The 18,924-nt window shown below is 58.6% G+C and carries 5 protein-coding genes; all 5 read left to right on the top strand.

Annotation, left to right across the window (positions count from 1 at the left end):
• Positions 1-54 precede the first annotated feature (54 nt).
• The 5 genes from PMI30_RS14490 to PMI30_RS0129715 all read left to right on the top strand — a co-directional run bounded on the left by PMI30_RS14490 (position 55) and on the right by PMI30_RS0129715 (position 18,874).
• The gene (locus PMI30_RS14490) at positions 55-3,672 is read left to right on the top strand and encodes a Tc toxin subunit A (RefSeq protein WP_008010051.1); all 3,618 of its coding nucleotides are present in this window, start codon (positions 55-57) and stop codon (positions 3,670-3,672) included.
• Positions 3,669-8,519: a neuraminidase-like domain-containing protein gene (locus tag PMI30_RS14495; RefSeq protein ID WP_008010049.1), complete on the top strand. Its 4,851-nt coding sequence runs from the start codon at positions 3,669-3,671 to the stop codon at positions 8,517-8,519. Before PMI30_RS14490 ends, PMI30_RS14495 begins: the two co-directional genes overlap by 4 nt.
• The gene (locus PMI30_RS14500) at positions 8,516-13,114 is read left to right on the top strand and encodes a SpvB/TcaC N-terminal domain-containing protein (RefSeq protein ID WP_008010047.1); all 4,599 of its coding nucleotides are present in this window, start codon (positions 8,516-8,518) and stop codon (positions 13,112-13,114) included. Before PMI30_RS14495 ends, PMI30_RS14500 begins: the two co-directional genes overlap by 4 nt.
• Positions 13,111-15,912: an RHS repeat-associated core domain-containing protein gene (locus tag PMI30_RS0129720; RefSeq protein ID WP_008010045.1), complete on the top strand. Its 2,802-nt coding sequence runs from the start codon at positions 13,111-13,113 to the stop codon at positions 15,910-15,912. The genes PMI30_RS14500 and PMI30_RS0129720 overlap by 4 nt, the downstream gene beginning before the upstream one ends.
• A 64-nt stretch (positions 15,913-15,976) precedes the next feature.
• Positions 15,977-18,874, top strand: coding sequence for an RHS repeat-associated core domain-containing protein (locus PMI30_RS0129715; RefSeq protein ID WP_008010044.1), 2,898 nt, complete (start codon positions 15,977-15,979; stop codon positions 18,872-18,874).
• The last annotated feature ends 50 nt before the right edge of the window (positions 18,875-18,924 follow it).

Genomic DNA, 18,924 nt, shown 5'->3' with positions numbered 1-18,924 from the left:
TCGCTAGTTTAACTCCTGCAGCCTTATTCCCTTTCCAGGCAGGAGTTCACTTGAATGGACGAACAAAATCCCACGTCACTGGCCACGTTGATCGCGCCTGATAACGTCGTGCCCCGAAAAGGCCTCGTGACATTCAAGGTTGCCTTGCAACAACTGAACTTCACCTCTGTCTTCGACGTCATCCGCGAGCCCAAGGCTGTCTTCGTCCGCAAGATCGGCCAATACAGCGATGCCGATGCCGGTCAGGCCTATGACAACGCGATGTCGTATGCCGTACAGATCGGCCGGTTGTTCCGCGAATACCAGACCTCGACCGGCAAGACAGGAGCGTGGAGCGGCCGCACCGGCATCCGCTCTCTGATCAGCCTCGGCGCGACGTGGCAAAACCTGTTCGAAGAAGAGTGGGACGACTTCTGTTCCGTCGGTGCGATTGCTGCCGTTGATTCACCGGTCGCCTATGCCAGCCACTTGTATCGCTTCATTGGCGAGATCGAAAAGCTGAGCGCACCAAAAGAGGGGGAGAAGGACAAGCGAGTGCTGCTGGATAAACGCCGTCCCGATCTGAAAACCCTGCTCATTGATGAGCACAGTACGTTTACACCCATATCGATGCTGCGCATCGTGATCGATACGCTGAGCAAAAACGTGCGAGCGTATCTGGATACCACAGAGGACAAGGATAAGTCGCTCTATGAAGTCATGGCCGATCGGCGTTACCCCTTCACGTTCCCCTACAATCTGTACCATCAGCAATGCCTGCTGGGTCTCGCCGATAAAAAGCTGCGTCCGGGCGAACTGAACTACCGCATCAGTCCCCTGCTGCCCCTCGCTCGCAAAGCAGATAATCAATACGGTCAATGGCAGAACAACAACAGCACTCAGGCACAGTGCCTGCTGTCAGGGTTAAGCCCGCAGCAGCAGCAATTGTTGATTGCGCCTTCGTTGTTTACAACGTTCTATCTGGGGCGCGATGAGCTGACCAACGGATGGAAGGGCCCCCACTCAAGCATCATCCTGCCATTACAGTCGTGGCGTTCGGCCTATCTGGTGCCATCGTCACAACCCGCTATCACTTCCGTTGATCCATCGGCGACGGCAACGACCAGCACTTCTGTCGGTACCAACGTTGCGCTCACAAAATTCTCAAAAACGGACGCTTCAGACGTTCCCGTGTCACTGAACTTGAACTCGGCCAATGCCCTGATCGCGACAGATTTATGGCAAGTGAATCACCTTCATGGTGTGGTTGCTGCTCGCCGATTGTGTCTTTCGATCAAAGCCACGGAAGTGTTGCCATCGGACAATGAAGGCTACAGTGCCTCCTTCCACTTGATCACAGCCCCCCATGACACGGCGGGGACGGCATTGGCGCCACTCAAACAAAGTTTCACGCTCACTCTGGATAGCACTTATCAATTCACCGCGGCGCAACAGGGTTTTTTCGAGCAATCCTATGGTGTGACGGTTCATTCACCGAACACATCGCTGCTCGCGGAATTGCCGACGTTCATGCAGCACACCGGCCTGAACGCTGAACATGTGGAAATGCTGTTGTCCCGGCGCACGCATGCTGTGCGCCTGTCACCCAATGTTCCGAGTACCAGCGATCAACAATCGGGGACGCCCATCCCACCGCCTAATGGTGAAAAAGCACTGCCCTACCCGCACGCCTCCCATTACGGCGCCTGCTACGTCAATGGCACCGGCTCGGGCAACTACGACAGTCTTGATGCCCCCACCGCCGAATCCATACAAAAAGACCAATTCGATAACGCGATGGATCTGGTGCAACACACCGTCGGTGATCTAACGAGCTGGCACATCACCAAGACTTCCCCCGATCGCCTCGATCGCCTGCAACGCATGATTCGCCTGCAACGCTGGCTCGACATTCCTTTCGCGCAACTCGATACCCTGGTCATCAGCGCCATCCGCGCCGAAGGTGCAAACAACCCGGGGTTGGAGCTGAACACCAATACCCTACGCACGGTGGGTGTGTATCAATACCTGAACGACAAGTACGGCATCGCGGCTGAACAGTTCGCCGCCTTCCTGCATCACCTGTCGCCTTATGCCACAGGCAAGCACCTGCCGCTGTTCGATCAGGTGTTCAACCGCGTGCAACTGTTCGATACACCGTTGGTGCTGGACCAGACGGCGTTCACCGTGGATAAGCCGAATCCCGCGTCCCAGAAAACCCTTCTGCAACTGTGTGCCGGCCTGGGCCTGCAACCAAGCGAAGACGCCTTGTTTCTGCTGGTTCGGCAAACGCTGAAGCACCTGGAAACGCTCAAGCGCGACCTGCAAACCCTCTCATCGATTTACCGGCAGGCGCGTGTCGCCCAGCTATTCGGGTTATCAGCCGCCGATACCCTCAACCTGGCGCACTTGCTGGGTGGCGACGCTTATCGCACTTGCCTGAGTACCGGCCTATTGGCCGCGCGCAACACAGAAACCGACCTTACCCCCGACATTCTGGACGTGTTGATGCAGATGGACTGGGCCGTGGACTGGCTCAAGGATAGCCAGCAAAACGTGCCGCAACTGCGCCATCTGCTTGGGCTTGATACTGACACCTCGCCAATGCCAGTCGAACTGCTGGCGCGTCTGGTCAGGTTCCAGAGGGACAGTGCGAACACTGTGGTGACCGCGCAGCAATTGAACGCCCTCGGCCTGCCCATGCACGAAGACAATGCAGACCCGAACAAACCCGACCCCGGCGTGGCGATCGACTGGTTCAAGGTGCTGCAGGACGAAAAAGGCGCAGCGGCCAAACAGCCCTTGATTGATCCGCAGGGGTTAGTGGTTGCACTGCCGCTGGAACAAGCCAACGATCCGCTGGATACATTGGCGGCCATGCTGAGCATTGTTGTCGGTCGATTGAACCTGAAAGCAACGGGCCTGAAAGAACAGGTCGTGGAGAAACTCCACCGGTTTGTGGCCAGCACGCTCGAACGTCAGGTGGGCCTGATCAGCAACCTGTTACACGACACGCAGAAGTTATCCAAAGAGCGTTCGCTGGCGGTGATTGCATGGGCCGGTACGTCGGTCAACGCATTGTTGAACGAAGCCCTGAAAAACCCGGATGCACCGTCGCCGGCGCTGATTGCGCTCTATGTGGACATCTCGCGCCACGCCGAGGCCAGCCAGACCCTGAAAATCAGTAACGATGCCCTGACCCTGTTCCTGCTCAACCCAAGCTGGCTTGGCCCCGCCAACGAGGCGTCGACAACACCCGCCCTGGCCCAGGTGTACTTGCTGGAGCGCTTCGGCCACTGGTGTCGCACGCAACACCAGCCAGAGAACGTGTTGCTGGGCTACTTCAACCTCGCCAATCCGCCGGCGTCGGCACTCAAGAACAAAACTCTGCGCCAAACCGCCAGCGAAAGCGCCAACGCCGCACTGGCCCGTTTGCTGGAGTGGGACGAGCAGCAAATCCAGGTATTGACCGACACCCTGCCAGCCAAGCGCGCCACGACCATGGCCCACGTGGACTGGATCCGTCGCTGCCAGGCCGGCAGCCGAGCCAGCGGCTTATCCAGCGATGGCCTGTTGCAAAACACCGCCCTGACCGCCCAAAGCCCGTTCGCCAACTGGAAACAAGCCGGCGAAACCATCATCGCCGCCAGTCGCCCTCAAACCACTCTCGCTGTGAGCCAGGAGCAATCATGACCACTGCCATCGAAAAACAGCTCAATGAAGCCCGGCGAGACGCCTTGCTGGCGATGTATCTGCACGAAGCGGTGCCCAACGACCCGACCCTGATCGACCTTGAGCTGAGCCACCAACTCGAAACAGCCAATGACATCTATGAATACCTGTTGCTGGACGTTCTGGTCAGCCAGGACGTGCCTACCAGCCCGGTGGCCTGTGCCATTGCCAGCATGCAGCAGTACATCCACGGTGTGTTGCTGGGCCTGGAGCCGGAACAGAGCGCGGCCAGTCTTTCCGAGGAACAACGGCGCACCTGGCGGCTGGAAAGTAACCAGTACGCGCTATGGGCCGCGGTGCAGCAACTGCATTATTTCCCGTCGATCTACATGGACCCGACGCTGCGCCTGACCAAGACCGACAGCTTCGAGCAGTTCGAAAACGACATCAACCAGAACCGCATCCAGCCCGAAACGGTGCAAACCGCGGTACTGGCCTACCTGGCGCGCTTCGAGGAAATTGCCAACGTGCGCTGCGTCAACGGCTACATCGACGGCGAGAAATTCGCCAACAACGTGTATTACTTCATTGGCAAGTCACCGGCAGAAAACACCTGGTACTGGCGCACGCTGGACATGGCCAATCGGCCGGTCGTAGGGCCGGCGCGTGATCCCCAAGATCCCCCCCTTAAATATGACAAGCCACTGCCCGACGCCTGGAGCGACTGGAAACGCGCCAACGTGCCGATCTCTACCAAGGCCATCGAGCATTCAGTGCGCCCGGTGTGGTTCAACAAGCGCCTGTTCGTGTTCTGGGCCGAGGTGACGACCACCGATGAAAATGCCATGCCGCCATCGCCACCACCGGCGGATGGCCAGCCTGCGCTACCGAATTCGAAGGCCAATCCGATGTTTCGCCTGTATGGCGCGTACAAGAAATACGACGACACCTGGAGTACGCCGCAGGTTTACATCGAGAGCTACAGCACCACCGCGCAAACTCGCGAGATGGATCCGAACTTGCTGGAACAAGGCACCGACACCATTGCAGTGTGGGATCACTCGACCACACCGGAATCGTTGTTTCTGGCGTTGTATGCGGACTACCACGCCGGCACTGGTTCGGAAAACGGTGGCAATGACAGCTACGGCTTTTTAAGAACCGTGCGCATCGATATGAATTTCAACAAGACGCCGATGTTTCCGGCGGTCGGTTATGTGGAGGCGCCCAAGAAGGCGATTACCAACATTGAAGAGGGGCATGTGCGGATGGTGTGCCATCTGTTTGCCCATGAAGCGACAGGGAGAAGCCGGTTTCAGTATTGGTTGCCAACGGGTCGCCAGGAGTTCGGCACTGTCACGCCCTCATCTCCTGGTGATACAGCCAATACTTGGAACTACAAAGGCTGGCAGAACCGGATCCGCAACGAAATCGACTCGGTGCGGTACTCGCGGGAAGACTCGGCCATTTATATTGATTCCCGGTTGGAGCACGGTTTTCCACACACAACCACCATTTCCATTTCAATGAAGGCACAGGGGACTGTACTTCTAAAACTGACCTTGGTTGTCGACAGTTCATCTACCGCCAATTGGCTGAATCTGCTGGAAGGCTCAACTATCGAAGCAACGGGTACTGATTTTTTTAACCAAGGCCGAGATTTTTACTTCACCGAAGCGGAACCCAGAACCCTTAACCGATTGATTGTTGAATTAGATGCAAAAAGTGAGTTTGAGCTGCCAAAACTGGCCCAAGGTGAGACGACGGCTCTTGTTAACAAACGGATGCACAAGGATGTGCTGGCATTGCTACTGCAAAATCATAGCCCCATGTACCCTAAAAAAATTTTGGCGTTCAAGAGGACGCTCAAACTCGACAGTATGGACATCACCGGTATAGATGGCCCCTACTACTTTCAGCACGTAATCCTGCATCCAAGAAACGTTACGGAAGTCCCAAAAACACCTGCTGAAATGCTTGAGATGTACCAAGGCAGTATCGCCCCTTCCATAGACAAGGACGACATTCTGTCGACACGGATCCCCATCGATCAGGAAAACCTTCGCCCTGACACATGGCCTGTTGAGTGGCCAACAGGCCATGTGTCCATCCCGCTGATCCACGGTGTCTTCGTCCACCGACTTGTATTTCAGGAGGGCCGCTTCGGTTATGCCTACCAGGGCAGCGCCTTGAAAATGATCTCGGTCGGCTGGCGCGAGACACCTGACGTCACGCCGCAAACCGCGCCCAGGATCGATCATCTGGAAAGCCCAACCCTGGGCACCGCCGAATTCATCGATTTCTACGGTTCGTCCATTCAGCACAACGACATAACGAAGAACAGTGAGACCAAGATCGACCGCGCCCCAATCCGCATGAACACCACCTTCGCCCGCAACCTGATCCATCGGGCCGAAGCCGGCATGGATGAACTGCTCAGTTGGGGAACACAGAAGCTCGAGGAGCCGCCGATGTCGCCCGATCTGGGGGCGGAGCCCATGGATTTCACCGGCGCCTACTACCTGTATTTCCTGGAGCTGTTCCTGTACCTGCCATGGTTGGTCGCCCATCGCCTGAACCTGGAACAGCAGTTCGATGAGGCCGAGCGCTGGTTGGGGTACGCATTCGATCCGATGCGGCAAAAAAGTAAGAAGGGCAACCCGCCTTACTGGAATGTTGTGCCGATTGCGCCGGAGAAGGCCACCCAGGGTTCAGCAGAACCGAGCCATGCCGCGCTGTGGCCCAACGATCCCCACCAGATCGGCTTGAGTCACCCGGTGCATATCCGCAAGGCACTGTTTCTGCTCAGCACCGATATCAAGCTCAATCGGGCCGATCATGCCTACATGCAACTGACCCCGGACAGCCTCACCGAAGCCAAACTGCACTATGTGCATGTGCTGGATCAACTGGGGCCTCGTCCGGATGTAAGCCAGGTCAACACCTGGCAGCCAATCACCCTGAAAACCCTGAGCGACGCCACCAATCCCGAGCTGCGCCGGTTCGAACAAAACCTGTTGAACCCCCAACAGCTGGTGCTCGACCACCCATTGCCAACCTTCGGCGGAGCACACACCAACATCGTGCCTTACGTATGCCTGCGCCCGTACGCCGAAGATCCGTCCCTGCCGACGGTGGACAACCCACACCTGCGCCTGCCATTCAACCCCGAGTTGATCATGCGCTGGGATCACGCCGAAAGTCGCTTGTACAACCTGCGGCATAACCTCGACCCGGCCGGTAAACCGCTGCACCTGCCGCTGTTCGCCACGCCACTGGATCCGCGTGCGCTGCTGGCGGCTTACGGGCAGGGCTTGTCGGGGTCAAATTTGGGGCAGTTCCTCAACCCCGATATTCCGCCGTATCGCTTCAGCGTGATGTACCCCTACGCCCTCAATGCGGTGGAGCAGGTGATTCAGTTCGGCAGCACCCTGCAATCGCTGATCGAGCGCAAGGAACAGACGCAACTGCTGGAGATGCAACAGCAACAGGCCTGGACCCTGGCGCAGAGTTCGCTCGATGTGCAAGTCCAGGCATTGGAGATCGACAAAACAAATAAGACGGCGCTGCTGGCAAGCAGAAGCGTCGTCCAGGGACGGCTGGAGTATTACAGCAAGCGGGTTGAGGAATACATGAGCCTGACGGAGTTGGCAGCCTCCAGTCTTCCATTGATGGCAAAGGTGCTCACTGGCACCGCAGCGGCTGCCCGGGCATACGGCGAGGCGATGAAAACCTCTCCCAATGTCGGCGGTGTGTTTACCGCCGTCGGTTTGGGGTTTATCTCCGGGGTGTTGTTTGGTGGCGGCCAGCGACTTGAAGGCACGCAGGAAGCGGCAGGAACCTGGAGTTCCAATCTGGCTGACGCGGCCAACAAGGGCAGTCAGTCACTGTTCATGACTGCCAGTTTTCAGAACCGTCACATGGAATGGAAACAGGCCATGGATCAAGCCACCCGCGAAACGGCGCAAATCGACGCACAACTCGACGTCTGGACAGCGCAGCACAAGGCGACTTCCCTGCAAGTGACTTACGCCAGAAATACGCTGAACCAGTCCAAAAAAACCTACGAATTCCTCACCAGCAGCGACCGCTTCAGCAAATCCCAAACCTACGACTGGCTCATCAGCCAACTCGCCGGCTTCTACTTCAACGCCTACTCCTCAGCCCTGTCGTTATGCCAGAACGCCGAAGCGTGCTGGCGCTACGAGGAAGCCGACTATCACCGGCCACCGGCGTTTACCGGCGCCTCCTGGAATGGCAACTATCGAGGGCTGGGGGCAGGCGAATCACTCAAGCAAGGACTGCTCGGCCTGCAAACACAGCATTTGTTGCAGGATGAACGCGATCTGGAAATCAGCAAAACCGTGTCTCTTCAAGCGCTCAAGGCCATGGAGCCGACCTCGACCCTCAACAAAGACTGGACGGGCATCAAGCTCGATCTGGAAAACGGTTCCTGCGAATTCGAGCTTACCCAAGCGATGTTCGACGACGATTATCCTGGACACTATCTGCGCCGGATCAAAAGCATCAGCGTGTCGCTGCCCGGGCTTCTCGGCCCGTACCAGAACATCTGCGCGATTCTGTCGCAGACCTATAGCCGGGTTGAAATGTCCTCGGTCGTCGGCGCCACCCCCAAGGACAACCTGCGCGCCAGTCAGCGGATTGCCCTGTCCACCGGGCACGATGACGCCGGCCTGTTCATGCTCAACTTCCAGGATGAACGTTACTTGCCATTCGAGTACACCGGTGCAGTTTCGAAGTGGTACCTGCAATTTCCCAACCACAACAAGCAACTGGAGATGATCAAGTCGCTTACCGACATCATCTTGCATGTCAGATACACCGCTGTCAGCGGAGGTTCACAATGAACCAGCCGTCAGCACCTCTTGAAATCACCGCCCCTACCCTGCCCAAAGGGGGCGGTGCCATTGCCAGCCTCGGCAGGGGTTGGGGGGCAGTCGGCACCAGCGGCGCGGCGTCGCTGGGGTTGCCGCTGCCGATCACCAAAGCCCCCAACCGCGACATGGTGCCGGCCTTGGCGCTGGGCTACAGCAGCGAGGTGGGCAACAGCCCGTTCGGGATTGGCTGGAAAATGACCGTCCACGCCATCACCCTGCGCACCACCAAGGGCGTGCCGTTGTATGACGGCAGTGATTTGGTGGTTGGCCCCGGTGGCGATGTGTGGATGCCCGAGCGCGATGAACAGGGCGAGCTGATCGTCAGCCCAGTGACTATCGGTGAACCGGCGAAGACGTATCAGGTGGCTCGCTACTGGCCCCGAATCGAAGGCGGTTTCGATTTGATCCAGCGCTATTACAGCGACGATGACCCGGCCGGTTTCTGGGTGATCCGCGGCGCCGATGCCACCGTGCAGGTGTACGGCAAGACCCTCGCCTCGCGCCGGGCCGAAGCCTTGGACGAAAACAACCCGCACAAACCCGAACGGATCGGGGTCTGGTTGCTCGACGAAAGTCTCAACGCCCGCGGTGAGCACGTGGTCTATGAGTACAAGGCCGAAGAGGAGGAACCGGTTGCGCCACAACTGCGGGACTATCGTGCCCAGCGTTATTTGCATCGGGTGCTCTATGGCAATGCCGAAGCCGACCCACAGTTGTATGCCTGGCAGGCCGATGGCAACAAGGGTGTGCAGTTTCATTTTCATCTGCTGTTCGACTATGGCGAGCGCAGCATTGGGTTGAGCGAAAAACCGGTCTACGGCCCTCCCTACTCGCAACCGGACGATCAGTACGGCGACTGGCTGGAACGCAGCGATCCGTTCTGGAATTACGCTTACGGGTTCGAAATCGGTACCCGTCGGTTGTGCCGGCAAGTGTTGATGTTTCATCACTTCCCCGCCGAACTCGGTGAGCACCCGGTGCTGGTTCAACGCCTGCTGCTGCAACACCGCGCCAGTGCGCTGGGTTACAACCATTTGACTGCTGCCCATCTTCAGGCCTATGACAACCGCGGCAAGGTACAAAACCTCCCGCCCATGGAATTCGGCTACGCGCCTTTTGAACTCAAAACCGGGCAAAAGGGCTGGCAGCCATTCCCACAGATGGCAGGCCTCAATGATGGTCAGCACTATCAGTTCGTCGACTTGTACGGCAAGGGCATGCCGGGAGTGCTGCTGCGCACCGACCAGGCCTGGTACTACCGCGAACCATTGCGAGCCGACGCCGGTGGCGATGAGGTGGTCTACGATGATTGGCAGGTCTTGCCGAACATTCCGGTGGCTGACAGCAGCCAACCGATACGCCAGACCCTCAGCGACCTGAACGGTGACGGCAAGCTGGAATGGGGGCTGCACGCACCGGCCTACAGCGGTTTTTTTACCCTCAAGCCTGATCGCAGTTGGTCGACCTACGTGCCCTATAAGGCGTTCCCCACTGAGTTCTTCCATCCTCAGGCGCAATTGGCGGATCTGGTGGGCGACGGTCGCAGCGATGTGGTGTTGATCGGCCATAACAGCGTGCGCCTATACCCCAACCTGGGCGACGACAAAGGGTTCGACAACGGTGCAGATGTCGATCACCACGAAAACGATGCATTGCCCTTACAGAGCAACGCCGAGACCGAAATCGTGGCCTTCGGCGATGTACTGGGCAGCGGCCAACAGCATTTGATCCGCCTGCGCCATGACACGCTGGAATGCTGGCCTAACCTTGGACATGGACGCTTCGGCAAAAAAATCCTGCTCAGTACGCCGACATTCGCCTACGAAAAATTCAACGCCGCCCAAGTTCTGCTGGCGGATCTGGACGGTTCGGGCGCGGTGGACCTGATCTACCTGGAGTCCGAGCGCATCCGGGTGTTCATGAACCACAGTGGCGAAGGCTTCGCCAGCGAGTCCATCGACCTGCCCTGGCCCGAAGGCGTGCGTTATGACCGTCTCTGCCAAGTCAGCACCGCCGACGTGCAGGGCCTGGGTTGCACCAGCCTGATTTTGACCCTGCCGCACATGTCCCCACGGCACTGGCGCTACGACTTCATCAAGGCCAAGCCGTATCTGCTCAACCGCACCAGCAACAACATGGGCGCCAGCAGCCTCGTGGACTATCGCAGTTCGGCCCAGGAGTTTCTGGACGAGGAAAAAGAGCAGCACGACATCGATAAAGACCGGATCGTCGAATCCGGCGTGCCGTTCGCCGTGCACCTGGCCAAGCGCCAGACGCAAATAGACGAGATCACCGGCAATCGACTGACCCAGACCTTCAGCTATCGCGACGGTTACTACGACCCTTTCGAGCGGGAGTTCCGTGGCTTCGGCCTGTTGTTGCAGACCGACACCGAGGCCAATGAAGCAGAACGCGCACGCTCGGGCTTCACGCCGCCCATCCTGGCCAAGACCTGGTTCCATAACGGCAAACAGGTTGATCTGCCGCGAACCGGCTACTACAGCGGCGACGATCAGGCCGTGCCGCTCGGCTCGGCTCGGCTGGAGCGCTATCACGCCCGCGACCGGGCAGCCGAACCGATTGACCCGCCGGATGAAGGCACCGCCCGCGAAATGGCCCGCGCGCTGAGCGGCTCGGTGTTACGCACGGAAGTGTTCGCCGCCGACACGCCCGTGGTGCCTTATGCGGTAACCGAACACCGCTTTCTGATCCGTCTGTTGCGTCCCAAGGGCGAATACCAGCCTTACACCGTCATGCAACCCATGGCGCTGGAGTCGATCAGCTATCAATACGAACCGCAAATGCCCGACGACCCACGCTGCGAGCACACCCTCAATCTGGAATGGGACGAGTACGGTTTCCTTACGCATGCTTTTACGATGTATTACGCCCGCCGCACCACCGAGAACGATGCACCGCCCTTTGCCGATCAGTACGAAAACCAGTGGTGGAGCGACGCCCACGACCCGGCGCAACAGTGCTGGTACGCCACCCAGAGCAAGGCGCAGTACATTCATATCAAGGAAACACAGGCGCGGCGTCTGGGCTTGCCCTATCGCCAACGCGGCAATGCACTGGTACTCGATAAAAACAGGCTGTCCCCTGCGGACATCTGCCATGAAAACCTGCTCGAATGGAGCAAGGACGACGGCGACTGGGCTAAACATTCGGTCATGACAGGTTTGTCCCGGCAGTTTTATATCGACCTCAGCGGGCAACTGATGGAGTCAGGCCAGGCCACGATCGAAGCGCTGGCCGGTTACACGGAAACCGCCGAGCTGGATGCCACGGCCCTGAGCGCCTATGACAAGCTCAAGGACGAACAGGGCAACATGCCCTTCAACCTCAAGGCCAAGCTTGAGTCACCTGAAGTGGGCTACCACATCATGAAGTGGTTCCTGCCCGAGGTTGAGGAGGTGGAACCCGACGATCCAGGTGATGCCAAAAATTACCTGTGGTCCGTGCACCATGGGTTCCCCACCTACCATGGGCTCGACGGTTTTTATAACGTCCGGCAGTTCCGCCAGACCCAAAGCCACGGCGACACCACCGTCACCTATGACCCTTACTGGTGTCTGCCGGTGGCCGTCGAATTACCGGACGGTTGCATCACCCGCACCCTGAACACCGACTACCGATCGTTCCTGCCCGCCGCCATCGAAGATCCCAATCGCAATATCCAGGAAGCCTGCTACAACGCCTTCGGCGAAGTGCTGGTCACCAGTTTCTATGGCACCGAATTGGGCGAGAAGGTCGGCTTTCACTCCTTGCGCAACTACCTGCCGGCCGACGACAACAGCCCGGCCCGGGCCATTGAATTCCCCCGCGAGGCTATCGGCAATTTCGCCAGCGCGATTTTCACCGATCCGTTCAGCTGGATGGGCCGCGTTTCCGGGATCGACCCACCCACCGCCGAGTGGCTGGCCTGGGCCGAAAGCGCAGGTTTTGTACTGCCCGACGGCCACCTGTGCGATCGCGCCCGGCAACACCTGCAGGATCGTGAAGATCTCAGCCCGGACGAACGGATTCTCCAGCATCAGCTCAACACCGCCCAGCGTGAGCCGGTCCACGTCGTCACTCTGCAGGCTGATCGTTATCCCGGCGACCCGGAGTTGCAGATTCGCATCGCCATCATCCATCAGGACGGATTCGCCCGCGTCCTGCAGACCAAGCAAGAAGTCGAACCTGGCAAAGCCTGGGTCGTCGCCGAGGATGGAACGCTCAGACTCAAGGACGACAACACCCCGCTGGAGGCCGAAGCGACACGACGCTGGCGGGTCAGCGAACCGTTCGAGTACAACAACAAAGGCCAGAAAGTACGGATCTACCGGCCCTACTTCGCCGACCAACCCCGGCGCATTCATGACCACTCGTTACGCGAGCACGCTTATTACGACGAGCAGTTTTACGACGCTGCGGGCCGACCGACGCGTACCCTGCTGGCGAAAAAGCCCCTGCGTGAGGAAAAGCAGTACCGTTGCTGGTACGAGATTTTCTTCGATGCCAACGACACCTATGAAGAGGCCATGGCGGAGTGGAACGAAGCTCGGCAGGCCAAAACATGAATGCACAAGTGCATCGCCATACACCGGCGTTGGCCGTCATCGACAGCCGAGGCTTGCCGGTCCGGCAGGTGGCGTACCTGCGGCGCGTGGCGTCGGATCAGCCGGCGGCGCGCATCACCCGTCGCCAGCACGATGCGCAGGGTCGTTGGGTCTCGCAGCAGGATCCGCGTCTGGCGGCGCCGAACCAGACCCGCCTGTACGGTGTGGGTGATGCAGTGCTGTTGCAAGACAGTGTCGATTCAGGCTGGCAGTTACGCCTGTTCGGGTCGGATGGGCAATCGCTGGAGCACTGGGATGGCCGCGGCGTTCATGGGACCGTCGACTACGACCCGCAGCGACGCCCCATCGCCCGCCATGAACAGATGGCCGGGCAGCCCGGGCAAACGATTGAATACCTGACTTACGGCAACAACGCTGCCGGGGTCGCCACGCATAACCAATGCGGCCAGTTGATCCGTCACGACGACAGCGGCGGCACATTGCTGCTGCATGACTACAGCATGCAGGGTGCGTCGCTGCTGCAGACCCGGCATTTTCTCAAGGCGCTCACCTTGCCGGACTGGCCCATTGCCGTCGAGGCCCGCAACGACTTGCTGGAACCGGGCGATGGCTTCAGCACCGCCCACCTGTACACCGCCAGCGGCGAGCAACGGCAGCAAATCGACGCTGCCGGTCATTGCCAGCGCTGGCGTTTTGACCGAGCCGGCCAGTTGCAGCAGGTCGGGCTGCAACCCAAGGGCGCGAGCAAAGAACAGTGTCTGTTGCACAGCGTCGATTACAGCGCCGAAGGCCAGATCCAGACGCAAGCCGCCGGCAACGGCGTGCTCAGCCATGCCGAATTCGACCCGGCGGACGGGAACCTTACTCACCTCAGCGCCACACGTCCTGGCCGCGGCCTGTTGCAGGATCTCAGCTACGCCTATGACGGTGTCGGTAACGTCCTGATAGTGACCGATCACACGTTGACCCCACAGTTTTTTGCCAACCGACGGGTCGATGGCATCAGCCATCTTTTCTACGACAGCCTCAGCCAATTGATCCGCGCCGAAGGCCGAGAAGCCCATGGGCAGAGCATTCGCCCGGAGCTGCCGGACCTATTGCCCAACCCCGGCGACAGCAGTCGCTGGCGGCCCTACACCGAACATTACGACTACGACGAAGGCGGCAATCTGACCCTGCTGCGTCACGACGGCCATCAGCCTCATCGTCGTGCGTTCAATGTCGCCGATGAAAGCAACCGCGCCCTGCCGTGGGACGAACAGACCCTACCGGATCTGGCCAACGGCTTCGACCGCAACGGCAACCTGCAACGTCTGCACCCGCATCAGCAGACCCTGCAGTGGAACGGACAGAACCAATTGCAATCCCTGACCCTGGTCAGCCGCGCCGAAGCCGAAGACGACGTCGAACAGTACGTCTACGACCATCAGCGCCTGCGCATTCGCAAACAGCAGCGCACCCTGGCGTCCGGTGTCACCCATGTGCGCGAAGTACGTTATCTGCCGGGACTGGAAATCCGCACCCGCGACGAACGCGAACAGCTGCAAGTGATCAGCATCCAGGCCGGCCACCAATCGGTGCGCTGCCTGCATTGGGTCAGCGGTCAACCCGCCTACCTCGACAACGATCAACTGCGCTACAGCCTCGACGACCACCTGGGCTCCAGCAGCCTGGAACTGGATCAACAGGCTGAGCTGATCAGCCACGAAGGCTACTACCCCTACGGCGGCACTGCCTGGTGGGCAGCGCGCTCGGAGGTGGAGGCCGATTACAAGACCGTGCGCTACTCCGGCAAGGAGCGTGACAGCTCAGGGTTGTATGACTATGGGTTGCGGTACTACGCGCCGTGGTTGTGTCGGTGGTTGAACCCGGATCCGGCGGGGGATGTGGATGGGTTGAATGTTTATCGGATGGTGAGGAATAGCCCCGTCGTTTTTATCGACGATATCGGTGAGGCGTCAAGGCGTCCCAATGAAAATCGCCACCCAAGAAGAACAACACCTTCTAGGCGCAGTGCTCCCACCGCGCGCCACAATGTAGAGCGCGATCAATCGCCAGACGGATTACCTAGCCCAAGCGGAAGCGAAAACTCCGAAAGAATCGAGCAACTCAGGCGACAAATAGAAGACCTGGATCGAAACAGAACAACCATTAATCCGGCCTCTATTGGTACGCGGATGCTCAATAGTTTCTATGAAAGCCTTGCCTCTAGAGCCACGACCAAATTAATGGCGTTGGGGGGAACACTAGGCGGAATCGTTGGGGCCACTTTCGGTGGGTTCACTCATGCGTTGGCACCCGGACTGCCGATGGAAATCACCGCTAGTAGCGGTACCGCAATGGGTGCTGCCATCGGAGGCTATGTCGCTCACAAATTGTCCGACCATATCAAGGGCCGGGTTATACGCCATCTGGAAAGAAAGTTGGAAAGCCTGGACGGTATCGAACTACCTGATCTGACCGAGGCCGGGAAACAGTTAAATGATTTCAAGGAGTTGACGCTGAGTTATATCAACGAAACTGTAAGGAGCGAGGCAATGAGCGTACTGAATGAGCTCCCCAAAATAGAGCGTCTCAAAGCATTGAAGGCCATTCAGGCAGGTGCGGATCTTGTGGGGACGGCCATCGAATATCACGACAGACTCACGGCGTCCGGAACGAACCTTCAATCTGCTGCATCGACATCGAGTGGCCTAAGTTCATCAACCTCCGGCTCGCACCTTCCAGATTTCCGCGAAAGGCAAATTAGCTCTCTCGATAGACGACTGAAAAGACTAGGTGGTTCCAGTAATGCTTAAAAAGCCAAGAGACTGCCTTATCTATTAAGTTACCAACAGATTTCAATCGAAGAGGAAAAAACTGATGAGCCTCTTGCTGCACCGGCAAACACCGCAACTGACCGCCATCGACAGCCGCCACCTGCCGATCCGTCAGGTGGCCTACTTGCGTCAAACTGCGTCCGACGCCCCTCTCGCACGCATCACCCGACAGCAGTTCGACGCGGCGGGGCGTGGAGTGTGTCAGCGCGATCCACGTTTTGTTGCCGATACCGCACAACCCAATGTGCGCACGGTCTACAGCCTGTCCGAGGCGGTGCTGGGCAAGGACAGCGTCGATGCCGGATGGCGACGAATGCTGCCGGGTGAGGCTGGCGCGGTGCTGGAGAGTTGGGATGGTCGCGCCAGTCATTGGCAGCATGTTTATGACAAACAACTGCGGCCAACGGCGATCCATGAACAAACCCCGGGCACCAACGAACGGGTCATCGAACGTCTCTCCTATGCCGACAACGCCAATGTCTTCGCCGCCCGCAATCAATGTGGTCAGTTGATACGCCATGACGACCCCGCCGGAACACTGCTGCTCAATCAGCAGGCGCTGACCGGCGAAGTGATCAGCCAGACCCGCCGCCTGCTGCCAGAGCAACAAAGCGCCGACTGGCCGATCGCCGAGCCGGCCCGGGATGCTCTGCTGGAGCCCGGCGACGGCCACACCAGCCTGGGACGCTACAACCCGGTGGGCAATGCGATTGAGCTGACCGACGCCGCTGGCCACCGTCAGCACTTCGCCTTCGACCGCGCCGGACAGCTGCTCAGGATCGACCTGACACTCAAGGATCAGCCACTTGCGTTGCTGAAATCCGCGAGCTACAACGCCCAAGGCCAGTTGCAGGCACAGACCGCCGGCAATGGTGTCGTCACCACCGCGACCTTCGAAGCGTCCTCCGGCCTGATGGTGGATCTGAAAGCCGTCAGCGGCGCCAATGTCGTGCAGAACCTCAGCTACCAATACAGCCCCAAGGGTCAGATCACCCAAATCGAAGACCACACCCAGACCGTGCGTTACTTCGCCAATCAGCGGGTCGAACCGCTGCAAACCTACGGCTACGACACGTTCGACCAACTGATACTGGCCACCGGCAGCGAAGTCGTCGGTGCGAGCCTTCGCCCCGGGCTGCCGACCCTGGTGAGCCCGATCGACCCCAGCCGCTTGCTCAACTACACCGAGCATTTCCAGTATGACGAAAGCGGCAGCCTCGACCAGATCCGCCACGAACGCGAAGGTAACCGATACACCCGGCAGCTGCGCGTGGCCGCTACCAGCAACCGCGCCCTGCCTTGGGAAACCGGCGAGCCCGAGCCGGATTTCGACAAACTGTTCGATGCCAACGGCAATCTGCAAAAGCTTCTACCGGGTGCACAACCCATGCTGTGGGATCGCCGCAACCAACTGCACGCCTTGACCACCGTGAGCCGCGACGGCGCGGCCAACGACGGTGAATATTACGACTACGACAGCGCCGGCAGCCGCGTGCGCAAAGTGCATATCGCCCAGACACGCGCCGTCACTCACTGGCGTGAAGTGCGTTACCTGCCGAATCTGGAAATCCGCCGTCGCGACAACAATGAAGAACTGCACGTGATCAGCGTGCAACTGGGCCTGGGCAGCGTGCGCTGCCTGCACTGGGTCAAAGGCAAACCCGCCGGGATCGAAGCCGATCAACTGCGCTACAGCATCGACGATCACTTGCACTCCTGCACCCTGGAGCTGGATCGCGACGGCGCGCTGATCAGCTACGAGCGCTACTACCCCTACGGCGGCACCGCCTGCTGGGCTGCGCGCTCGGAGGTCGAGGCGCACTACAAGACAATTCGCTATTCGGGCAAGGAGATGGATGCCAGCGGGCTGGTGTATTACGGGTTGAGGTATTTGGCACCGTGGATGGGGCGGTGGATTAACCCGGATCCGTTGGGCGAGGTGGATGGGTTGAATGTTTATCGGATGGTGGGGGGGGATCCGGTGAATTACTTTGACGATAGCGGAGGCATGCAAAGTCCCGCTCATAGCCGGCAGAACTCAACAGCATCAAATACTGGAGGCATTCCAATGCAAGCATTGGAGTCAGCCGGCAGCACATATGGTACGCCGACCGGATCCATACGAAGAACAACTTCAATTACCGTTCAAAACACCGGTGCAGCAGCACCTGCCACCCAACCAACATCAAGCGTATTCGCCAGCGGCGAACGAGTTCGCTATACCGATAGGCTTGGCAGCTGGTTGTATACAAGCTTGACCCAAGGGGCATCTTCCGCTGCAGCAGGAATCGCCAATTGGTCTCCTGTCACACGATCCCAACTCGGCACTGCCGGGACGGTTATTTACAATTTGGCGGATGAAGTCAGAATACCTGCCGCGATCAGAGAGGCTCGAAGCTTCATGACATTTGCACTCAGCCCGGCTGGTATGAGCGCAATGAAGGAAGGAGTACAACTTGGAGGACCGATAGGCTGGGGAATATCAATGTTTACTCATTCCTCGCCATTGGAAATGATAGATGTAGATCTCGAAAAAGTTAAAGACAACTCTTCAATGTACTATCCAATGATACAAAGAGCTCAAGAGGATCTGGATTACAGAGAGCAGACACTTGCAAGCCATGACTTCCAAACCGTTTACGACGCCCTCATAGGCATGATTGTTGGAGGTAGCAGTAATTTAGTTCTAGCCTATATCCATCATCATTTGGCCAATCCACTATTTGAAACCGGCATGAGGGACCTATCGAAGTTGGAGCTTCTAGTAACGGCCAGTCGAGCTACGGGAAACGAGGCGACAGGGGCAGAGAAATCGGCATGGCTTGAGCAACTCGACGCTATTGGACTCAAGACAGGCCCCCATCGGTCGGTTGATAGCCTTCGTACCAGAATCAATTCACCGCTAGCGACCGGCTCACGTCGAGGGAGTACAGCCCCGTAATACCTATCGTAACCAACGCCCCGGCGGGCACTCCATGCTATGGTGCCCGC

This window comes from Pseudomonas sp. GM50 (assembly GCF_000282375.1).
Classification (GTDB): Bacteria; Pseudomonadota; Gammaproteobacteria; order Pseudomonadales; family Pseudomonadaceae; genus Aquipseudomonas.
Note: the sequence above shows the minus strand (reverse complement) of the source record. Positions and strands in the feature narration are given on the sequence as shown.